The organism is Corynebacterium jeikeium, assembly GCF_028609885.1.
Taxonomy (GTDB): Bacteria; Actinomycetota; Actinomycetes; order Mycobacteriales; family Mycobacteriaceae; genus Corynebacterium; species Corynebacterium jeikeium.
Window position 1 is genome coordinate 2,085,146 of the sequence record NZ_CP063195.1, and the last position, 16,078, is coordinate 2,101,223.

The window sequence follows — 16,078 nt, forward strand, 5'->3', positions numbered from 1 at the left end:
TCGGCTCGCCAGCGGGATCGCGGGGTTCAACAGACACAGCGCGATTATAGAACACATATTCTATTAACCACCAACGGGAGCAAACTCTCTTAAAACTAGTGGAAACTAAGACTAGACTAAGTTGTTCATTCTGGTTTAGAGTGCTACTTTGATCGCACAGTTCAGCCCGGACATTCGCAAGAGCACCGGGCCCCATGACTATCCAGGAGGATCCCATGTCCCTTCGCCGTAAAGTAGCAGCCGGTGTAGCTGCAGCAGTTATGGCCTTCAGCTTGACCGCCTGCGGCGGTGACGACGACACGATCAAGGTCGGCACCACCGACCAGGGCCAGAAGCAGTGGCAGGTGTTTGAGGAAAAGGCCAAGGAAGAAGGCCTGAACGTTGAACTGGTTCCGTTCGGCGACTACAGCCTGCCGAACCGCGCGCTGGCCGACGGCGAGATCGACGTCAACAACTTCCAGCACCTGATGTTCCTGGCTGACTACAACGTCAACAACGACTCCAACCTGGTGCCGATCGGCGCTACCGAGATCATCCCGCTGGGCGTGTACTACCAGGACCACAGCGAGGTCAAGGACATCGAGGAAGCCGGCGAGGTTGCCATCCCGAACGACCCGACCAACCAGGGCCGCGCCCTGCACGTGCTGGCATCCGCCGGCCTGGTGAAGCTGAAGGACGACAAGATCCTGTCCCCCACCCCGGCTGACATCGACGAGGGCAAGTCCAAGGTCAAGGTCACCCCGGTGGACGCCGCCCAGACCGTGACCGCCTACAAGGACGGCACCCCGGCCGTCATCAACAACTCCTTCCTGGAGCGCGGCAACATCGACCCGAAGTCCGCCATCGTCGAGGATGACCCGAAGGCAGAGGCCGCCAAGCCGTTCATCAACGCCTTCGTCACCACCGAGGAGAAGAAGGACGACGAGGATCTGAAGAAGCTCGTTGAGGTCTGGCACTCCAAGGACGTTCAGGATGCACTGAACGAGCAGTCCAAGGGCACCTCCGTCCAGGTTCAGATGGGCCCGGAGGAACTGGATAAGGTTCTGAAGGACACCGAGGACCAGATCAAGAAGTAGGCCCAATCGGCACTACTAACCCCAACTCTCAAAAGAGGTTCCCTATGGCGACAGACGCACAACCAAGCGTCGACCAGCCCAGCGCCGGCAGTACCGGCGCTGCCGGCAGTAGCGGCAGTACCGGCACGGAGATCGTCTTCCGCGACGTGACGAAGGTCTTCAAGCAGGGCAAGAAGGAAATTCACGCCCTGCAGGACATCAACACGCAGATCGCGGCGGGCTCCATCGTTGGCATCATCGGCTACTCCGGCGCCGGCAAGTCCACCCTAGTCCGGCAGATCAACGGCCTGGACCGCCCCACCAGCGGGCAGATCCTGCTGGACGGCCAGGACATCGTTCCCCTGCCGGAATCGCAGATGCGCAAGCTGCGCAGCGACATCGGCATGATCTTCCAGCAGTTCAACCTGTTCTCCTCCCGCAATGTGGCAGGCAACGTCGCCTACCCACTGCGCCTGCAGGGCATGCCCAAGCAGCAGCGGGAAGAGCGCGTCAAGGAGCTGCTGGAGTTCGTCGGCCTGTCCGACAAGGGCAAGGCCTACCCGGAGCAGCTGTCCGGTGGCCAGAAGCAGCGCGTCGGCATCGCCCGCGCGCTGGCCACCAACCCCAGCCTGCTGCTCGCCGACGAGGCCACCAGTGCGCTGGACCCCTCCACCACCCGCGACGTGCTGGAGCTGCTGCGTAAGGTGAACCGCGAGCTCGGCATCACCATCGTGGTGATCACCCACGAGATGGAGGTTGTGCGTTCCATCGCCGACTCCGTGATCGTGATGGAAAACGGCCGCATCGTGGAGCAGGGCAGCGTCTACGAGGTATTTTCCAACCCGCAGACGAAGACTGCCGCCAACTTCGTGGCCACCTCGCTGCGCAACACCCCCGACATGGTCGAGGCGGAAGCACTGCAGTCCGAAAACGGTCGACTCTTCACTGTGACTATGGCTGAGGGAATCGGGTTTTTCGATGCCATCTCGAAGCTGTCCGCTGCAGGGGTGACGGTAAACATCGTCCACGGTGGCGTCACCACCCTCCAGAACCACAGTTTCGGCCGCCTTACCCTGCGCCTGACGGCCCACAATGCCGACGGCGAGAAGGCGATCGAGGAGTTCCACAGCCACATGCAGGATTCCACCGAGATTGAGGAGATCCGATGAACACGATGACCCTCGCACAAATGGATTGGGACCGCTACGGCGATACGTTCCAGAAGGCGATTTTCGAGACGCTGTACATGGTCTCGATCACGCTGCTGATCTCCTCGGTACTGGGCCTGATCATCGGCCTGCTGCTATACACCACCCGCAAGGGCGGCATTCTGCAGAACCGGGTGGTCTACTGGATCACGAACTTCCTGGTGAACTTCATCCGCCCGATCCCGTTCATCATCTTGCTGACGGCAATCGGCCCGCTGACGGACCTGGTGGTGCAGAGCCGTATCGGTACGGAAGCGGCCATCGTCGGCATGGTTGTCGCCGCCACCTTCGGCGCTGCGCGTATTTTCGAGCAGAACCTGGTGGCGATCGACCCGGGCGTGATCGAGGCCGCCAAGGCGATGGGTGCCTCGCCGCTGAAGATCATCTTCACGGTGATCATCCCCGAGGCACTGGGCCCGCTGATCCTGGGCTTCACCTTCATGTTCATCGCCATCGTGGATATGTCCGCCATGGCCGGTTACATCGGTGCAGGTGGTCTGGGTGACTTCGCGATTGTCTACGGTTACCGCTCGTTTAATGACGCCGTCACGTGGACGACCGTGGCAGTGATCATCGTGATCGTGCAGATCGCGCAGCTGGGCGGAAACTGGCTGTCGAAGAAGATCATGCGCCGCTAGGCAGTACGCGCTGCTAGAGAGCACGAAACCCCGGGCTAGTTCAGTTCAATGAATTAGCCCGGGGTTTCGTCGTGCGTTTAGAATTCCGCGACCCACGTCACGGTCTGCTTGGGCTTCTTGCCGCAGGAGGGAACGGAGGTTCCGCCTGGGTGCGCGCTCAGGCGAACCGTGATTTCTTGTTCTGCGCCGGCTGCTGAGTTCGCATCTGTGCCCACTTCTGGATTCGCTTCCGTGCCCGCTTCTGGGCGAATGGTTACGACGCGCACCTCGGTGGCGGAGTCTGCGTCTCCGGCCGCTTCCGGCTTGGTCACGCGCATGCTGGCGAGCTTGACGTGGCGACCTTCGCTGGCCAGCTTCTCCGCCACGGCCAGTTCCGCGACCTGGCCAACTGGATCCCAGACCCCGCGGCCGCGGCAGCCCTCCAGCCACAGCTCGCCTTGCTTGGCGCGCTCCAGCATGCTGCTGGCACCCGTGGTGCCGAGCTGGCCGTAGGAGTAGTTGTGGGGCAGCAGGATCATGGAGGGGGCGAAGCGGTGCCCCTTGGTGTGGGAGGATTCCCAGACCATCTGGCCGTACTTGGCGGTGAGCTCGTCGGCTACCGGACGGCCGAAAACCGCGCAGCACTTGTCGCGCTTGCCGTGGGTGCACACCAGCAGCAGTGGACCGTCGATGCGCTGGCCACCGGCGGCGCCGGGGGCGCTGAGGTCGAGATCCAGCAGCGCTTCGGGGCCAGAGACTTGCAGGCTTTCGAGGATGGGCGTGGGGTCGTCGCCGTAGCCTTCGGCCCAGCTGATGTAGAGCTGCCGGGTGGAACTGGCTGCGCGCTGCTGGCCTTCGCGGCCGGGGCGGCGGATGAACTGCAGCTGGGCGCCGTTGTCCTTGAGGAACTTCTCAACTTTTTCGGTGAGCTCCTCCCCTAGCGCGGTGCCGTCGAGAATGTCGTGACCCCAGTTGGTGACGAACTCGAGGGCGAGAATGATCTTGCCCGGCTTGGCGGTGCCGGGAAGGGCCTCGTCGGTCTGCTGGGAGCACATGTCCGCGTAGATTCCGCCGGAGGTCTGAGTGGCGGGCTGCCCGGTTTCGGGCTGTCCGGCCTGCGCGTTTCTAGTTGTAGGCATGCCTACAACAGTACCAAGTTGGAAGCTGCAGGCGGGGCTAATAAGTCGCTTCGATCCGCCACTGCTTCCCTTTGCACACCAGCAGGAATGCGTGGTCTTTGGGGGCGCCTTTGTGGTGTCCGCTGTGGGGCTCACTATGGGTTTCCTCGCGGGCTGCGATCTGCAGCCGGGCGTAGCGCTTCCCCTCGGCCCACCAGTGCTCGTCGACCGGCCAGGGGCCGGCCCATCCGGTGATGCGGAGCCGCCGGGCACCCCAGCGCAGGGTTTCCGGCGGGGAGCTCATCAGCCCGCGGCCGGTGACGTACACGGCATCACCGTGGCGGTCCAGCAGCGCCAGGCGTGCTGCTGGGTGGGCAGTGCTGGGGTTGCGCTCGCTGGGGCCACGGCCACCGGAGTTGCGACCGCTGGCACCGGGGGTGCCATCATCACTGGTCGGCGAGCCGATCAGCCCTGGCAGAGGGGGCAACAGCTGCCCTTCCCATTGGCGGGTCGGCAGGGCGGTTACCTCCTCCGGGTCGTCCTCGCCATAGGGCACGGTGGCGATACGGCGAGCTACGGCACGGCCTCCGCGGTGGATGGGACGAAGCACGCGGTTCATGCCGATCAGTGCTTGCGCCCGCCCGGCGGCGGCACGTGCGGCGCGGATGCCTTCATCTGGCCCGCCCCACAGTGGCGCGGCCAGGCTGCCCGCCGGGACAGTCTCCACGGGTACGAGTTCGATACACGTCACCCCGACGGTGTTGTCCGCCCAGTCGGACACGTCGACCACGCCGGTCTCTCCATCGACTCCGCCCTGCCCGTCGCTGTGCGCACCCTCTCCGCTAATCGTCCCCGCCCTGGCGCGCAGTCGGGTTAGCCAGCCGTCGAGCTGCCAGCGCACCCGCTGGGCTGTGTCCTGTTCCGAGAGCGGTTCGCGACAGCGCCACAGTCTCTCGATGACAGTCGGCCCGGTGTATCCCACCGGGGGTTCCAGGTAGGCTCGCACAGCCAAACGCAGGCAGGCCTCGCCAGCTGCGAAGAGCTTGTTGTGCAGCGCAGTGGCCACGTGCCGGGCAATGAATGCGGCGGTTTCTGTACGTGCGATGGGCTCATCGGCCTCATAGCGCAGCTCTAGGTCTTCCCGTTGCCGCCGGGGTGCCACATCCCGGTCGACGTGCCCGCTGGCGATGCGGTGCCACTCCACGGCCTCCTGCCCGAAGCGCGCGGCCACGTCCGCGCGCGGCAACCCAGCAAAATCGCGCATCGTACGCAGCCCCAGCTGCTGCAAGGTGGCGCTGAGGTGTGCCGGGGCGCGCAGCTCCGGTTCGATGCTCAGCACGCTGATCGGCAACCCCGCGATGAACTCCGCACCCCCTCCCACAGGAATGCTCTTGCCCAGCCGGGCCGCCCAGACCGCCGAGACCAAGTCATCGGCCACGCCGGCCAGGCAGTCGGCGTGTAACCGCGCGGCGGCATCCAGCAGTTTCTCCACCGCGTTGGCCTCGTCGCCGTAGTACCTGGCTAGCGCGTCCACCGGGAAGGCCAGCAGTCCGGGGCGTAGGGTCTCCACGACTGCGCTGACGTCCTGAAGCGCGGCCAGCACGTCCTCGTGCACGGAGGCCTGCCGGGTGGGATCGTCCGCCGCGACGTTCAGCTGCGGGTACGCCGCCAGCGCGTGCCGCTGCTTCATGCCGATCCTGATCCCCTGGGCGCGCGCGGCCGCATTGCAGGCCAGCACCCGGTAATCGGCGATCACCGCGGCGGGCGCCAGCACGTCCCACCCGCGCGACTGAGCCTGGACGTACACCGGCCAATCTGGGAACCACAGCACCGCCACCCGCCTATTGTGGGTCGCAGGCGCCGCCCGCACCACGCTATCCGGAGTGCGCATGTGCCGTATCCTCTGTATCCGCTGTGCCCACTGTGCCCGCTGTGCCCGCTACGCTCTCTGCACCAATCGTCGCCCGCACCGCACTCGGCGGCTGAGCCTTACCCCACACGCGCCCCGCGACCTCCACGGCACGGATGCGCCCACTCCCGCGACACAGCCCCAGCACACCGCATACCTGCAGCTCTACGTGCATCCTGGCCTGCGGCCACGCCTTTCCACACACCAGCAAAGCGCACTCGCTCTTCCGCAGCCGCGCCTCCACAGGTCGCGCGAAAGTCGGAGTTACGGAACCACCACTACTCCGTCCCCCCTGTCCGCTCTGCCCGCCCTGCTTGCCTAACTGTCCGCCCGCCGCAAACAGCACCACATCCATCCCTTCCACCAGCGTGCCCAGCACCGCCGCCGTGTGCGGGGTGGAATCCGGCACCAGCACCAGCCGTTCCACGTTGCCGCCGGCAGCCGCCACCGCCGCGATCGCCAGCCGCGGATAATCGACCACCGCCACACACATCCCCTGCGCCGTCAGGTGCGCCAGCACATCCACCAGCACCGCCGGGCAATCCGAAATCTGCGTCGCCTGCCCACGCGCCACCCCGCCACCCGGCAGGTGCTCGGCCAGCCACGCCGGAACCGGCGCGACGCGCACGCTGTCTCTTCTTTGTGCTTCTTTTCTTTGTGACGCCCCCTTCCCCGCCGGTGCCGATCCCAGCACCGCCGCACTCGAAGCGCTGGCCATCGGAGCTCCCCCGGATTCGATCTGCTGCATCTTGCGCCGCAAGCTGGCAATCGTTGCCTGCGCCGCAGATTCTCCTGCAGACTGCGCCATGGGTTGCCACCTCCCTTCCCTTTTTCGACACCGCATGTTCTATCAGCGTCCATGTACAGGACTACTCCGCACACAACACATATTAGAACACGTGTTCTAACTCGATGGGGTCAAATATATCCTTCCCCGAGCAGCAGCGTCAAGCGCAGAAACAAAGACGCAGGTTGAAAGGGGCGGAGAAGGTGGCGTCACCTAAAATGGGCAACCATGAGCCCAACAAACCGCAACGAGCCCGTCATCGCCCCGCCCACGCCCGTGCGCGCCGCCGCCTCGGTACTCTTCGGCCTGGCAGTGGGCATTATGGTCGCGCCGCTCGCGCCCGGCTTTCAAGTGATCGTGCTGATCCTCAACGTCGGCGCGGCACTACTCCTGACGTTTAGCCACCCTTACCGCCGACAGGTACGCGCAGAGGTGGAAAAGCGTGGCGAGCGCTACCGCACCAGCGCAGCGCAGGTCGCACCCCTGTTCCCACTATGGATCGCACTGATGGCGCTCCCGCTACTGAATACGCGCTCGTGGGTCCTCATGGCCATCATGTGGGTCATCGCCAGCGCGTACACCTGGTTCATCTACCCACACATCGACGGCACCGCGCACATCAAGCCGATCGACAAAACCAAGAAGAAGTAGCGCTCAAAGAGCACTGCGCGCAAGCAAACGGCCCGCACTCCCCGGCGCTTGGGGAGTGCGGGCCGAAAAACTATTTCAGCTTCTATTAGGAGCCAGAGAGGCTTCCGGACAGACTGCCGGAAGCACCGGAGCCGGCCGGAGCCGCACCCTTCTTCACCACGATCGGGGTGCCATTATCGAAGACCTTGTTGTTGTTCACAACAGCGCCGACCTTCACACCTGCACCGTTCTTGTAGATACCCTCCTTCTCCGGAGCCTTCCAGGTGAAATCCAGCAGCAGCGGAGTGGCGGCATTAACCTTGGGCTTCTGCTTAATCAGCAGACCCTCCGTCCAAGAAACGCGAACCTCGGTACGGTCATCGGTCTGCTTCACTGCATACTCGGACTGACCCAGCTCGTGGACAGAGTCGCCGATCAGACCACCCTTGATGCGCTCAACCTTGGCCAGCTTGAAGCCCTTCGGCATCCACTCAAGAACCTCGTCGATGCGGGTATCACCCTTCACACCCTGAATCTCAACACGGGTCTTCACGGTAGCGCCCGGAGCAACGGTGGTTGCGCCGTGAACCTGCTTATACACGTCAACATTCCAGGCCGGGCCACCGACGTTACCCAGCTTGATCTTGTCACCCTGCGGGACGTCCAGATCCTTCTTGCCACCCAGGGAACCAGTCAGGCCCCCCAGGGAGCCAGCCGGAGCAGCGGATGCAACACTTACGCCACCGAAAGCCAGTGCAGATGCTGCGGCAATAGCGGTTGCGCTACGAACAAACTTAGAAGCCATAGAGGAATACCTTTCGATCAACTTTGCAGGGGTCTGCAAACGACTTTGCGCTAAAGCATAACCTAGTTAGCGATACAAAATCAGTATTTCGGAAGTTTCCTCTGAAAAACCTCTAAGTCCGGAGCAAAACCGCTCTTACTCCCACTCGATGGTTCCCGGCGGCTTGCTGGTTACGTCCAGCACCACGCGGTTTACTTCCTCCACCTCGTTGGTGATACGGGTGGAAATCTTCTCCAACACGTCGAAAGGAATGCGGGTCCAGTCGGCCGTCATCGCGTCCTCACTAGATACCGGGCGCAACACAATCGGGTGGCCGTAGGTACGGCCATCGCCCTGCACACCCACAGAACGCACGTCCGCCAGCAGAACCACTGGGCACTGCCAGATCACGTCGTCCAGGCCAGCGGCAGTGAGCTCAGCGCGAGCGATAGCGTCGGCGGCACGAAGAGTCTCCAGGCGCTCCTCCGTCACCTCGCCGATGATGCGGATGCCCAGGCCCGGCCCTGGGAACGGCTGGCGTGCCACGATTTCCTCCGGCAGACCCAGCTCGCGACCCACGGCGCGCACCTCGTCCTTGAACAGCAGGCGCAGCGGCTCCACCAGTTTGAACTCCACGTCGTCCGGCAGGCCGCCGACGTTGTGGTGGCTCTTGATGTTCGCGGTGCCGGTGCCACCACCGGATTCCACGACGTCCGGGTACAGCGTGCCCTGTACCAGGAAGTCCACGCTGGATCCCTCCGGGGCATCGGCCAGCACGCCCGCAACGGCGCGCTCGAAGGAGCGGATAAACCCCGCGCCGATGGCCTTGCGCTTAGCCTCGGGCTCGGTCACGCCGGCCAGCTTCTGCAGGAACGCCTCGCGCTCGTCCACCGTCACCAGCTTCGCGCCTGTGGCGGCCACAAAGTCCTTCTCCACCTGCTCGCGCTCACCGGCGCGCAGCAGACCGTGGTCGACGAACACACAGGTCAGGCGGTCGCCGATCGCGCGCTGCACCAGTGCGGCCGCCACGGCGGAATCCACGCCACCGGACAGGGCGCAGATAGCGCGCCCTTCGTCGCCGATCTGCTCGCGCACCTGCTCGATCAGCTGCTCGGCAATGTTGCCCGCCGTCCAGGTCGGCTCCAGCCCAGCGGTTTCCAGCAGGAAGCGGCGCAGCACCTCCTGTCCCTTCGGGGAGTGCAACACCTCAGGGTGGTACTGCACGCCCGCCATGCGCTTCTCCGGACACTCAAAGGCGGCCACCGGCGCACCCTCGGTGCGGGCGGTCACGGTGAAGCCCTCGGGTGCTTCAGAGACGGAGTCACCGTGGCTCATCCACACTTGCTGGCTGTCCCCCATGTCCCCGTGCAGCACGCCAGCCTCGGGCTGGATCTGCAGCTCGGTGCGGCCGTACTCGCGCAGGCCGGTCTTGGCCACGGTGCCACCCATGGCCTGGGTCATTGCTTGGAAGCCATAGCAGATGCCGAATACCGGCACCCCGAGCTCCAGCAGTCCGGGTTGGAGCGAGGGGGCGTCATCTGCATAAACAGAAGAAGGGCCACCGGACAAGATCAGGGCCGCAGGGTTCTTCGCGGCAACCTCGTCGGCGGGCATGGTGTGCGGGATCACCTCAGAGTACAGGTTCACCTCGCGCACCCGGCGGGCAATGAGCTGTGCGTATTGCGCACCGAAATCCACGACAAGTACGGGCCGTGGAGCGGCGGCAGCTGAGTCTTGTTGAGTCACGTCCCTAACTCTAACGCACCTGCGCGCCACGGGGCACACCGGTCGCTAGCTAGCCACGACCGTCCGTGAAGCGCTGCTTGTACCAATCCATCGACGGCGGGGAGAAAATCAGCCCAAGAGATACCGCCGCAATCACGCCGAAGATCGTCGCGAGCCAGAACACACTCGCCTTAATCACCGTGATCGTGATGAACACCAGCGTGACATGCGTGAGCACCAGTCCCGACAAACCCCACGTACGTCCCTGGATAATCATCGCTCCGAACAGCGCGAAGGCAAAGAAGTACAGCCCCACCATCACGCCGGTGGCACCGACGTTCATCTTCACGGTCTCGTCGCCATGCTGTGGCTGGTAGCCCAGGTAGAGCACGGTCGTGGCGATGATGCCAATCACGCCGATTATTATTGACGCCCACGACAGCACCGCTAGCTGCATCGGCAACCGGTCAGTTGTGCGCTGCCACCACTGGGAAATCTTCATTCAGATCAGTTGTGTCTTTCTGTATTAGCGGACGACCAAGTACTAGCGGACGACCAGATCGACCTTCTGGAAGCTCTTAATATCCGTGTATCCACACTTAGCCATCGAGCGGCGCAGGGCGCCAATAATGTTCTCTCCACCAACCGGGTTGGCAGTCGGGCCGAACAGCAGCTCCTTCAGCGGCAGCGGCTCGTTCCCCAGGCCTACCTCTTCCACCAGGCCGCGCGGCAGCTTCGGGTGGCCCGCCGTGGACGGCCAGTACCAGTTAGGAGCGCCCGCGGAGGCAGCAGTGGCCAGGGGCAACCCCAGCGAAACGGCATCCGCGCCACAGGCGATGGCCTTGGCTACGTCACCTGAATTGCGCAGCGAAGAATCGGCGATGATGTGGACGTAGCGGCCGCCCGTCTCGTCCAGGTAGTCGCGGCGCGCCGCGGCCGCATCGGCGATAGCAGTGGCCATTGGCACGTCGATGCCCAGCGAATCGTTGTTGGTGGTGTGGCCAGAGCCGATGATCACACCCGCCGCGCCGGTGCGCATCAGGTGCATGGCAGTGGTGTAGTCCACCACGCCACCGGCGATCACCGGGATGTCCAGGCTGCCGATGAACTCCTTCAGGTTCAGCGGCTCACCGTCGCGGTGTACGTGTTCTGCGGAGACCAGGGTGCCCTGGACCACCAGCAGATCCATGCCGGACTTGATCAGCGCCGGCGCGAGCTCGCGGGCGTTCTGCGGGGATACACGGACGGCGAAGCGGATACCCGATTCCCGTACCTGGTTCAGCCGCTCCTGCAGCAGATCCACGTTCAGATCCAGGGAGTGGAGGCGCTGCAGTTCCGCGTTGGCGCCGAAGATATCGGAGCCCGAGGCGGCGTCATCCTCCTCGAACAGTGCGGACTCTGCCTTCTGGGCAGCTTCAACAACCCCGCGCAGAGCTGCGTCCAGGTCATCCACGCGACCCCAGAGGCCTTCGGCGTTGATCACCGGAAGGCCACCGAGCTGGCCAAACTCGATGGCGAACTCGGGCGTGACGATCGAGTCGGTCGGGTGCGTCATCACCGGGATGTCGAAGGAATAAGCGTCGATCTTCCACGACGTATCCACATCGTGCGAGCTGCGGGTGCGCCGGGACGGCACAATGTCAATCTGGTTCAGACCGTACACCCGGCGGGCAGCGCGCGAACGTCCGATGTCAACGTATTCCTGCATGGCTGGATTGCTCCTTAAAGGCGTGCTTTAGCTGGCTAGATCTAGCTTGCTCTTGCTGGCTCTAGCGGTTCGGGTTGTAGTTCGGCGCTTCCATGATGCCCTGCACATCGTGCGGGTGCGATTCGCGCAGCCCCGCGCCGGTGATGCGCACGAAGCGTGCGTTGTGCAGCTCGGGGATCGTCGCCGCGCCGGTGTAACCCATGGCAGCGCGCAGGCCGCCAACCTGCTGGTGCAGGATCGAGCCGATGGAGCCGCGGAACGGTACGCGGCCCTCGATGCCTTCCGGCACCAGCTTCTCCTCGGATTGCACGTCGGCCTGGAAGTAACGGTCCTTGGAGTAGGAGCGCTTCTCGCCGGTCAGGCCACGCCCCTGCATGGCGCCCATGGAGCCCATGCCGCGGTAGCGCTTGTACTGCTTGCCGTTGATAGTCACGATCTCGCCGGGAGTCTCGGCCGATCCGGCGAGCATGGAGCCCAGCATTACTGTGGACGCCCCAGCCGCCAGTGCCTTGGCGATGTCGCCGGAGAACTGCATGCCTCCATCGGCGATGATCGGCACGCCCGCCTTCTTGGCTGGGACGGCCGCTTCCATGATGGCTGTGATCTGCGGGGCACCAACGCCCGCGACGACGCGGGTGGTGCAGATGGAGCCCGGGCCGATACCGACCTTGATGCCGTCTGCTCCGGCTTCGATCATGGCCTGCGCTGCCTCGCGGGTGGCGAGGTTGCCGCCGACGACATCTACGCGGTCGCCAAACTCCTTCTTCACGCGGGAAACCATGTCCAGCACGCCGCGGTTGTGGGCGTGGGCGGTATCGACGATCAGCACGTCCACACCAGCATCCACCAGGTTGCCCGCGCGGGTCCAGGCGTCCTCACCGGTGCCGATACCAGCGGCGGCCAGCAGGCGGCCGGAGGAGTCCTTCGCAGCTAGTGGGTACTGCTCGCGCTTGGCGAAGTCCTTGACGGTGATCAGGCCGGTCAGCTTGCCAGCGCCGTCGACGATCGGCAGTTTTTCTACCTTGTTCTCGGAAAGCAGGCTCAGGGCTGCTTCGGCGGACACGCCTTCCTGAGCGACGACCAGTGGCATGGGGGTCATGGCCTCGGAGACCTTGCGGCTGAAGTCGCTTTCGAAGCGCATGTCGCGGTTGGTGAGAATGCCAACCAGCACGCCTTCGTCATCCACAACCGGCAGTCCGGAGATGCGGTAGCGGGCACACAGGTCGTCTACCTCCTGGATGGTCATGTCCGGAGAGGCGGTAACCGGGTCGGTGATCATGCCGGCCTCGGAACGCTTGACGATCTCTACCTGCTGCGCCTGGTCCTCGATGGACAGGTTGCGGTGCAGCACGCCGATACCGCCGTGGCGAGCCATGGCGACAGCCATGCGAGCCTCGGTGACGGTATCCATGGCAGCGGAGGCCACCGGGATGTTCAGGTTGATGTTGCGGGTGAACTGGGTGGAGGTGTCCACGCCGGAGGGGATTACCTCGGAGGCGGCGGGCAGCAGCAGGACGTCATCGAAAGTCAGTCCTACCAGTGCAACCTTGTTAGGGTCGTCGCCACCGGTGGAAACTGGGTAAATCTTCGCGTTCATCTCTGGGTTCGTCACAGGTTGCCCGACCTTCCTCTAGAAAATTCTGCGGCGCTGCCCCACCAGGGCTTGGGTGCCTGGGAGTTCTCGCCATCTTTTCGCCGATGTACTACAGAATAACCCTTTGCAGCGCGTTTTTGTGTGCCGGGGTTAGGTAGCGCGGCGGGGCACGCACTAGGGCGCCAGGTGGGTCAACGAAGTGACGAATACGCCGCTGGGAAGCCGAACACTCAAGTTACCTCCCGTAACGATCAACAACAGCGGAGGCGTATCCCAGGTAAACCTATCGGCGAAAGCCTGTAGGTTTTGAGCAGCCCTATTCAGCACCTGGGAACTCTGTCCCAACTTAACCTCCACAAGCACCGTTCTGCCTGCCGATTCAAAAACCGCATCCACCTCTAGCCCGGATGCATCACGGGCGTGGAAGATCTGTCGCCCCGTGAGCACACGCAGGTCGTGCACCACCTGGGATTCAAACATCTGACCTGAGTATTCAAGGTTCTGCAGTAGCTTTTCCGGGGATGCCTCCAACACAGCTGCAGCCAACGCAGGATCCGCAAGGTGCCGTTTCGGCGCCTTGCGAAGGCTGGCACGCGAACGCAGATGTGAAGACCAGGCGCGTTGCTCCTCGGCAATAAAGATCCGCTGTAGCGCAGTGAGATACTCTCTAGTAGTTGCTCGATCAATATCAATATCGGTAGCGATCGCGCTAATGGACTGCTCTGTCGCCACCCCTCGCGCCAAGGAGCGCAAGAGCGCCTGAACCTTCACGGGATCCCGACGTCTGCCGTCGGTGACATTAATGTCTACGTGCGCCACGGTCTCTGCGTAGCTACGCAGGTTTTCCTGAGCCGCAGCTGTAGAAAAATGTCGGTTTCCAGGCCAACCTCCGTGGACCATACGGTCGATGACCCCTCGGATATCCAACACAGTTTCACTGTTGTGCGTCAGTTCGCTTTCTTCCACCAGCTTCGAAAGGGACACAGCACCGTTGGAATGGCCAGACTCGTAGAAGCCGAAAGTGTGCATTCGCAACCGGGCTATTCTTCCCGCCCCGGAGTGGCGGGACTGCTCCTCCCCCGGCGCAGTTGAGCCTGTAAGGATGAATTGCCCCGGTGCTTGGCGCCGGTCAATCTCATGCCGCACTAGGTTCCATAGTCGGGGCTCCTCCTGCCATTCATCGAAAACGCGGGGAGTGGCACCATCCAGCGCCAGATCCGGCATGGTGTTGAGCTGTGTCTCTAGGTTAAGGTCCGTATCCACCTGCACGAGGCTGCCCGCTACTTGGCGCGCTGTCGCGGACTTTCCGCAGCCTTTCGGCCCTTCGATAAGCACTCCGCCGGCACGTTCTAAGGCGCTCTGCAGTCGCTTATCTTCAACCCTAGGAAGGTATTCCGCAGTCATCCTCACCAGCTATTTTCACTTGATCCATCAAATTGTCACTATTCCATTCCCCACTTTATCAGCGTTTCATTCACCAATTTGTAGCCGATCTATTCGCCAGTTTGCAAGCATTCTATCCCTCAGTTTGTAGTGAGGCGATGCTTTTGCCTTGCATTGCCGACCACAGGGTACGGTGTTGGTGTGAGCTTTAACCACGATCAGATGCCGCCGGACCCTTTCGCCGATGATCCGAACGACCCTGCGTCGTTCCTGGATCCCGACGAGTTTAATGAGGCCGTTCCGCCGTTGTCTCCCGATGAGGTTCAGGCTCTGCGGGAGGATCTGCAGAACGTCCGGGATTTCCGCAAACTGTTGGAGCCGCGTGGGGTTCGGGGTATCACCATGCTGTGTGAGGATTGCGAGGACAGTCATTTCTATGACTGGGACATCATCGAGTCGAATATTCGCACAATGTTGAACAACGAGCTTGTGCCAGTACACGAGCCTTCTGCGCAGCCAAACCCGAATGATTACGTGACCTGGGATTATTGCCTGGGCTATGCGGACGCGATCGATTTCGCGTTCCACGGACTGCGCCCGCCGTTCCTCTGGGGGAAGTAGTTAGCTGCCTTCCGCGCGGGGGGAGTTGTAGTCGGTGAGCACCGGCAGCGGCTCTGGGTTACGTGGCCCGCCCGTGGTTGGAGTCGGCTGGTCCTGACGGGTTGCCGTAGGCTCGTTTGGCTTCTTCGTTTTCGAAGTCGTCTCGGTGGGGTTTGTCGGCGACGGCGCACCCATCGGCATAGCCGGCCCCGGCTGCTCAGGGGTATCCGTCCCACCGAGCAGAATGGTGGTCGTCGGGATTTCCTCCACAGCTGTGGCCTCGGGCGCCTTGGAGCTCTTTGTTGCGGGCTTGCCCGACTTACCCTCTTCCTTCTGGCGCCTCTCGTCGTTGGACTTGCGGTCGCTCTTTTCGCTGCGCCCCTGCTTGTCTGCAACGTTCTCTTCGTCGAGGACGCCACCTTGCCCACTAGCGGAGCTCTCAGCAAGACCGTTGGAGCCCTCTGCTTCCACGGCTTCCTGCTCGGCCACGGTATCGCGCTTCACTTGTGCGCCCTGCGAGCTGGAGTAGGCAGCGTATCCCAGACCGCCCACGGCGATGGCTGCGGCCACTCCGCCGGCGATCAGCATGCTAGTCAGGGAAACTCCCCCGGCAGCGGCTGCCTTGGCGCTAGTGCGCAGCAGGCGCGAACCGTTGTCCGCACCCCCTACTGCTTCAGCCGCTTCAGCTTCAGATTCTTCGCCACTGTCTTCCGCAAACAGGAAGCTTACGTCCGGCGCAGGCGGAATATCCTGGTAAAGCTCCTCACGGCGGGCAACTAGATCCGCAAAAACAGGGTCGTTGGAATCAAAGTTTTCCGTTTCCGGAATCGCCTCGCCGCGGCCGATCGCATCAAGGATGCGATCTACATCCAGGATGGAAGCGAAGTTCTCCTCGCCCTCCCGGAAGCCGTCATTCTGCGCCATGGCTGCTGAGCTCTTTTCTTTCCTGAACTACCCGAG

General features: G+C 63.1%; 15 protein-coding genes. 5 read left to right on the forward strand and 10 right to left on the reverse strand.

The window, feature by feature from the left end; translation table 11 throughout:
* The first annotated feature begins 215 nt into the window (after positions 1–215).
* The 3 genes from CJEIK_RS09360 to CJEIK_RS09370 are packed head-to-tail and all read left to right on the forward strand — an operon-like array spanning position 216 to position 2,901.
* The gene (locus CJEIK_RS09360) at positions 216–1,076 is read left to right on the forward strand and encodes a MetQ/NlpA family ABC transporter substrate-binding protein (protein WP_034964185.1); all 861 of its coding nucleotides are present in this window, start codon (positions 216–218) and stop codon (positions 1,074–1,076) included.
* A 44-nt stretch (positions 1,077–1,120) separates the two neighbouring features.
* Positions 1,121–2,224: a methionine ABC transporter ATP-binding protein gene (locus CJEIK_RS09365; protein WP_005291772.1), complete on the forward strand. Its 1,104-nt coding sequence runs from the start codon at positions 1,121–1,123 to the stop codon at positions 2,222–2,224.
* Positions 2,221–2,901 (forward strand): methionine ABC transporter permease, encoded by a 681-nt coding sequence (locus CJEIK_RS09370; RefSeq protein WP_005291775.1) that lies wholly within the window; start codon positions 2,221–2,223, stop codon positions 2,899–2,901. The genes CJEIK_RS09365 and CJEIK_RS09370 overlap by 4 nt, the downstream gene beginning before the upstream one ends.
* A gap of 77 nt (positions 2,902–2,978) precedes the next feature.
* Here CJEIK_RS09370 and CJEIK_RS09375 read toward each other — a convergent pair whose 3' ends face one another.
* Genes CJEIK_RS09375 through CJEIK_RS09385 form a run of 3 tightly spaced genes read right to left on the reverse strand, consistent with a single transcriptional unit; the run spans position 2,979 to position 6,715 of the window.
* On the reverse strand, positions 2,979–4,019 hold the full coding sequence (locus tag CJEIK_RS09375; protein ID WP_005291777.1) for a sucrase ferredoxin: 1,041 nt from the start codon (positions 4,017–4,019) through the stop codon (positions 2,979–2,981).
* Between the two features lie 37 nt (positions 4,020–4,056).
* On the reverse strand, positions 4,057–5,889 hold the full coding sequence (locus tag CJEIK_RS09380) for a Y-family DNA polymerase (protein WP_005291779.1): 1,833 nt from the start codon (positions 5,887–5,889) through the stop codon (positions 4,057–4,059).
* The gene (locus CJEIK_RS09385; RefSeq protein WP_005291781.1) at positions 5,873–6,715 is read right to left on the reverse strand and encodes a hypothetical protein; all 843 of its coding nucleotides are present in this window, start codon (positions 6,713–6,715) and stop codon (positions 5,873–5,875) included. Before CJEIK_RS09385 ends, CJEIK_RS09380 begins: the two co-directional genes overlap by 17 nt.
* 207 nt (positions 6,716–6,922) lie before the next feature.
* On the opposite strand from CJEIK_RS09385, the gene CJEIK_RS09390 reads away from it, so the two are divergent.
* The gene (locus CJEIK_RS09390; protein ID WP_005291782.1) at positions 6,923–7,345 is read left to right on the forward strand and encodes a hypothetical protein; all 423 of its coding nucleotides are present in this window, start codon (positions 6,923–6,925) and stop codon (positions 7,343–7,345) included.
* An 85-nt stretch (positions 7,346–7,430) separates the two neighbouring features.
* On the opposite strand, the gene CJEIK_RS09395 is transcribed toward CJEIK_RS09390, so the two are convergent.
* From CJEIK_RS09395 to CJEIK_RS09420, 6 genes are all read right to left on the reverse strand, one after another.
* Positions 7,431–8,129: a hypothetical protein gene (locus CJEIK_RS09395; RefSeq protein ID WP_005291784.1), complete on the reverse strand. Its 699-nt coding sequence runs from the start codon at positions 8,127–8,129 to the stop codon at positions 7,431–7,433.
* Positions 8,130–8,264: 135 nt separating this feature from the next.
* Positions 8,265–9,854, reverse strand: a complete 1,590-nt coding sequence (guaA, locus tag CJEIK_RS09400) for a glutamine-hydrolyzing GMP synthase (RefSeq protein WP_077536203.1) — start codon at positions 9,852–9,854, stop codon at positions 8,265–8,267.
* A 49-nt stretch (positions 9,855–9,903) separates the two neighbouring features.
* Positions 9,904–10,335 carry a hypothetical protein gene (locus CJEIK_RS09405; RefSeq protein ID WP_005291789.1) on the reverse strand — a complete coding sequence of 144 codons (432 nt, stop codon included), beginning with the start codon at positions 10,333–10,335 and terminating at the stop codon, positions 9,904–9,906.
* Positions 10,336–10,377: 42 nt separating this feature from the next.
* Positions 10,378–11,541 carry a GuaB3 family IMP dehydrogenase-related protein gene (locus CJEIK_RS09410; protein WP_005291791.1) on the reverse strand — a complete coding sequence of 388 codons (1,164 nt, stop codon included), beginning with the start codon at positions 11,539–11,541 and terminating at the stop codon, positions 10,378–10,380.
* Positions 11,542–11,602: 61 nt separating this feature from the next.
* Complete coding sequence (gene guaB / locus CJEIK_RS09415; RefSeq protein ID WP_005291793.1) at positions 11,603–13,138, reverse strand: IMP dehydrogenase; 1,536 nt, start codon at positions 13,136–13,138, stop codon at positions 11,603–11,605.
* Between the two features lie 171 nt (positions 13,139–13,309).
* The gene (locus CJEIK_RS09420; protein ID WP_077536205.1) at positions 13,310–14,539 is read right to left on the reverse strand and encodes an ATP-binding protein; all 1,230 of its coding nucleotides are present in this window, start codon (positions 14,537–14,539) and stop codon (positions 13,310–13,312) included.
* A 201-nt stretch (positions 14,540–14,740) separates the two neighbouring features.
* On the opposite strand from CJEIK_RS09420, the gene CJEIK_RS09425 reads away from it, so the two are divergent.
* A complete protein-coding gene (locus CJEIK_RS09425) occupies positions 14,741–15,139 on the forward strand; it encodes a DUF5319 domain-containing protein (RefSeq protein WP_005291801.1) in 399 nt (132 codons plus the stop codon).
* Here CJEIK_RS09425 and CJEIK_RS09430 read toward each other — a convergent pair whose 3' ends face one another.
* Entirely contained in the window at positions 15,140–16,042 is a 903-nt protein-coding gene (locus CJEIK_RS09430; protein ID WP_005291802.1) for a hypothetical protein, read from the reverse strand.
* Positions 16,043–16,078 lie beyond the last annotated feature (36 nt).

Bases quoted from the DNA above. Each gene is read 5' to 3' on its own strand.
- CJEIK_RS09365 (WP_005291772.1), top strand. From the start codon at position 1,121: ATGGCGACAGACGCACAACCAAGCGTCGACCAGCCCAGCGCCGGCAGT.
- CJEIK_RS09370 (WP_005291775.1), top strand. From the start codon at position 2,221: ATGAACACGATGACCCTCGCACAAATGGATTGGGACCGCTACGGCGAT.
- CJEIK_RS09385 (WP_005291781.1), bottom strand. From the start codon at position 6,715: ATGGCGCAGTCTGCAGGAGAATCTGCGGCGCAGGCAACGATTGCCAGC.
- guaB (WP_005291793.1), bottom strand. From the start codon at position 13,138: ATGAACGCGAAGATTTACCCAGTTTCCACCGGTGGCGACGACCCTAAC.
- CJEIK_RS09360 (WP_034964185.1), top strand. From the start codon at position 216: ATGTCCCTTCGCCGTAAAGTAGCAGCCGGTGTAGCTGCAGCAGTTATG.
- CJEIK_RS09420 (WP_077536205.1), bottom strand. From the start codon at position 14,539: ATGACTGCGGAATACCTTCCTAGGGTTGAAGATAAGCGACTGCAGAGC.
- CJEIK_RS09380 (WP_005291779.1), bottom strand. From the start codon at position 5,889: ATGCGCACTCCGGATAGCGTGGTGCGGGCGGCGCCTGCGACCCACAAT.
- CJEIK_RS09410 (WP_005291791.1), bottom strand. From the start codon at position 11,541: ATGCAGGAATACGTTGACATCGGACGTTCGCGCGCTGCCCGCCGGGTG.
- CJEIK_RS09430 (WP_005291802.1), bottom strand. From the start codon at position 16,042: ATGGCGCAGAATGACGGCTTCCGGGAGGGCGAGGAGAACTTCGCTTCC.
- CJEIK_RS09390 (WP_005291782.1), top strand. From the start codon at position 6,923: ATGAGCCCAACAAACCGCAACGAGCCCGTCATCGCCCCGCCCACGCCC.
- CJEIK_RS09375 (WP_005291777.1), bottom strand. From the start codon at position 4,019: ATGCCTACAACTAGAAACGCGCAGGCCGGACAGCCCGAAACCGGGCAG.
- CJEIK_RS09395 (WP_005291784.1), bottom strand. From the start codon at position 8,129: ATGGCTTCTAAGTTTGTTCGTAGCGCAACCGCTATTGCCGCAGCATCT.
- CJEIK_RS09425 (WP_005291801.1), top strand. From the start codon at position 14,741: ATGCCGCCGGACCCTTTCGCCGATGATCCGAACGACCCTGCGTCGTTC.
- CJEIK_RS09405 (WP_005291789.1), bottom strand. From the start codon at position 10,335: ATGAAGATTTCCCAGTGGTGGCAGCGCACAACTGACCGGTTGCCGATG.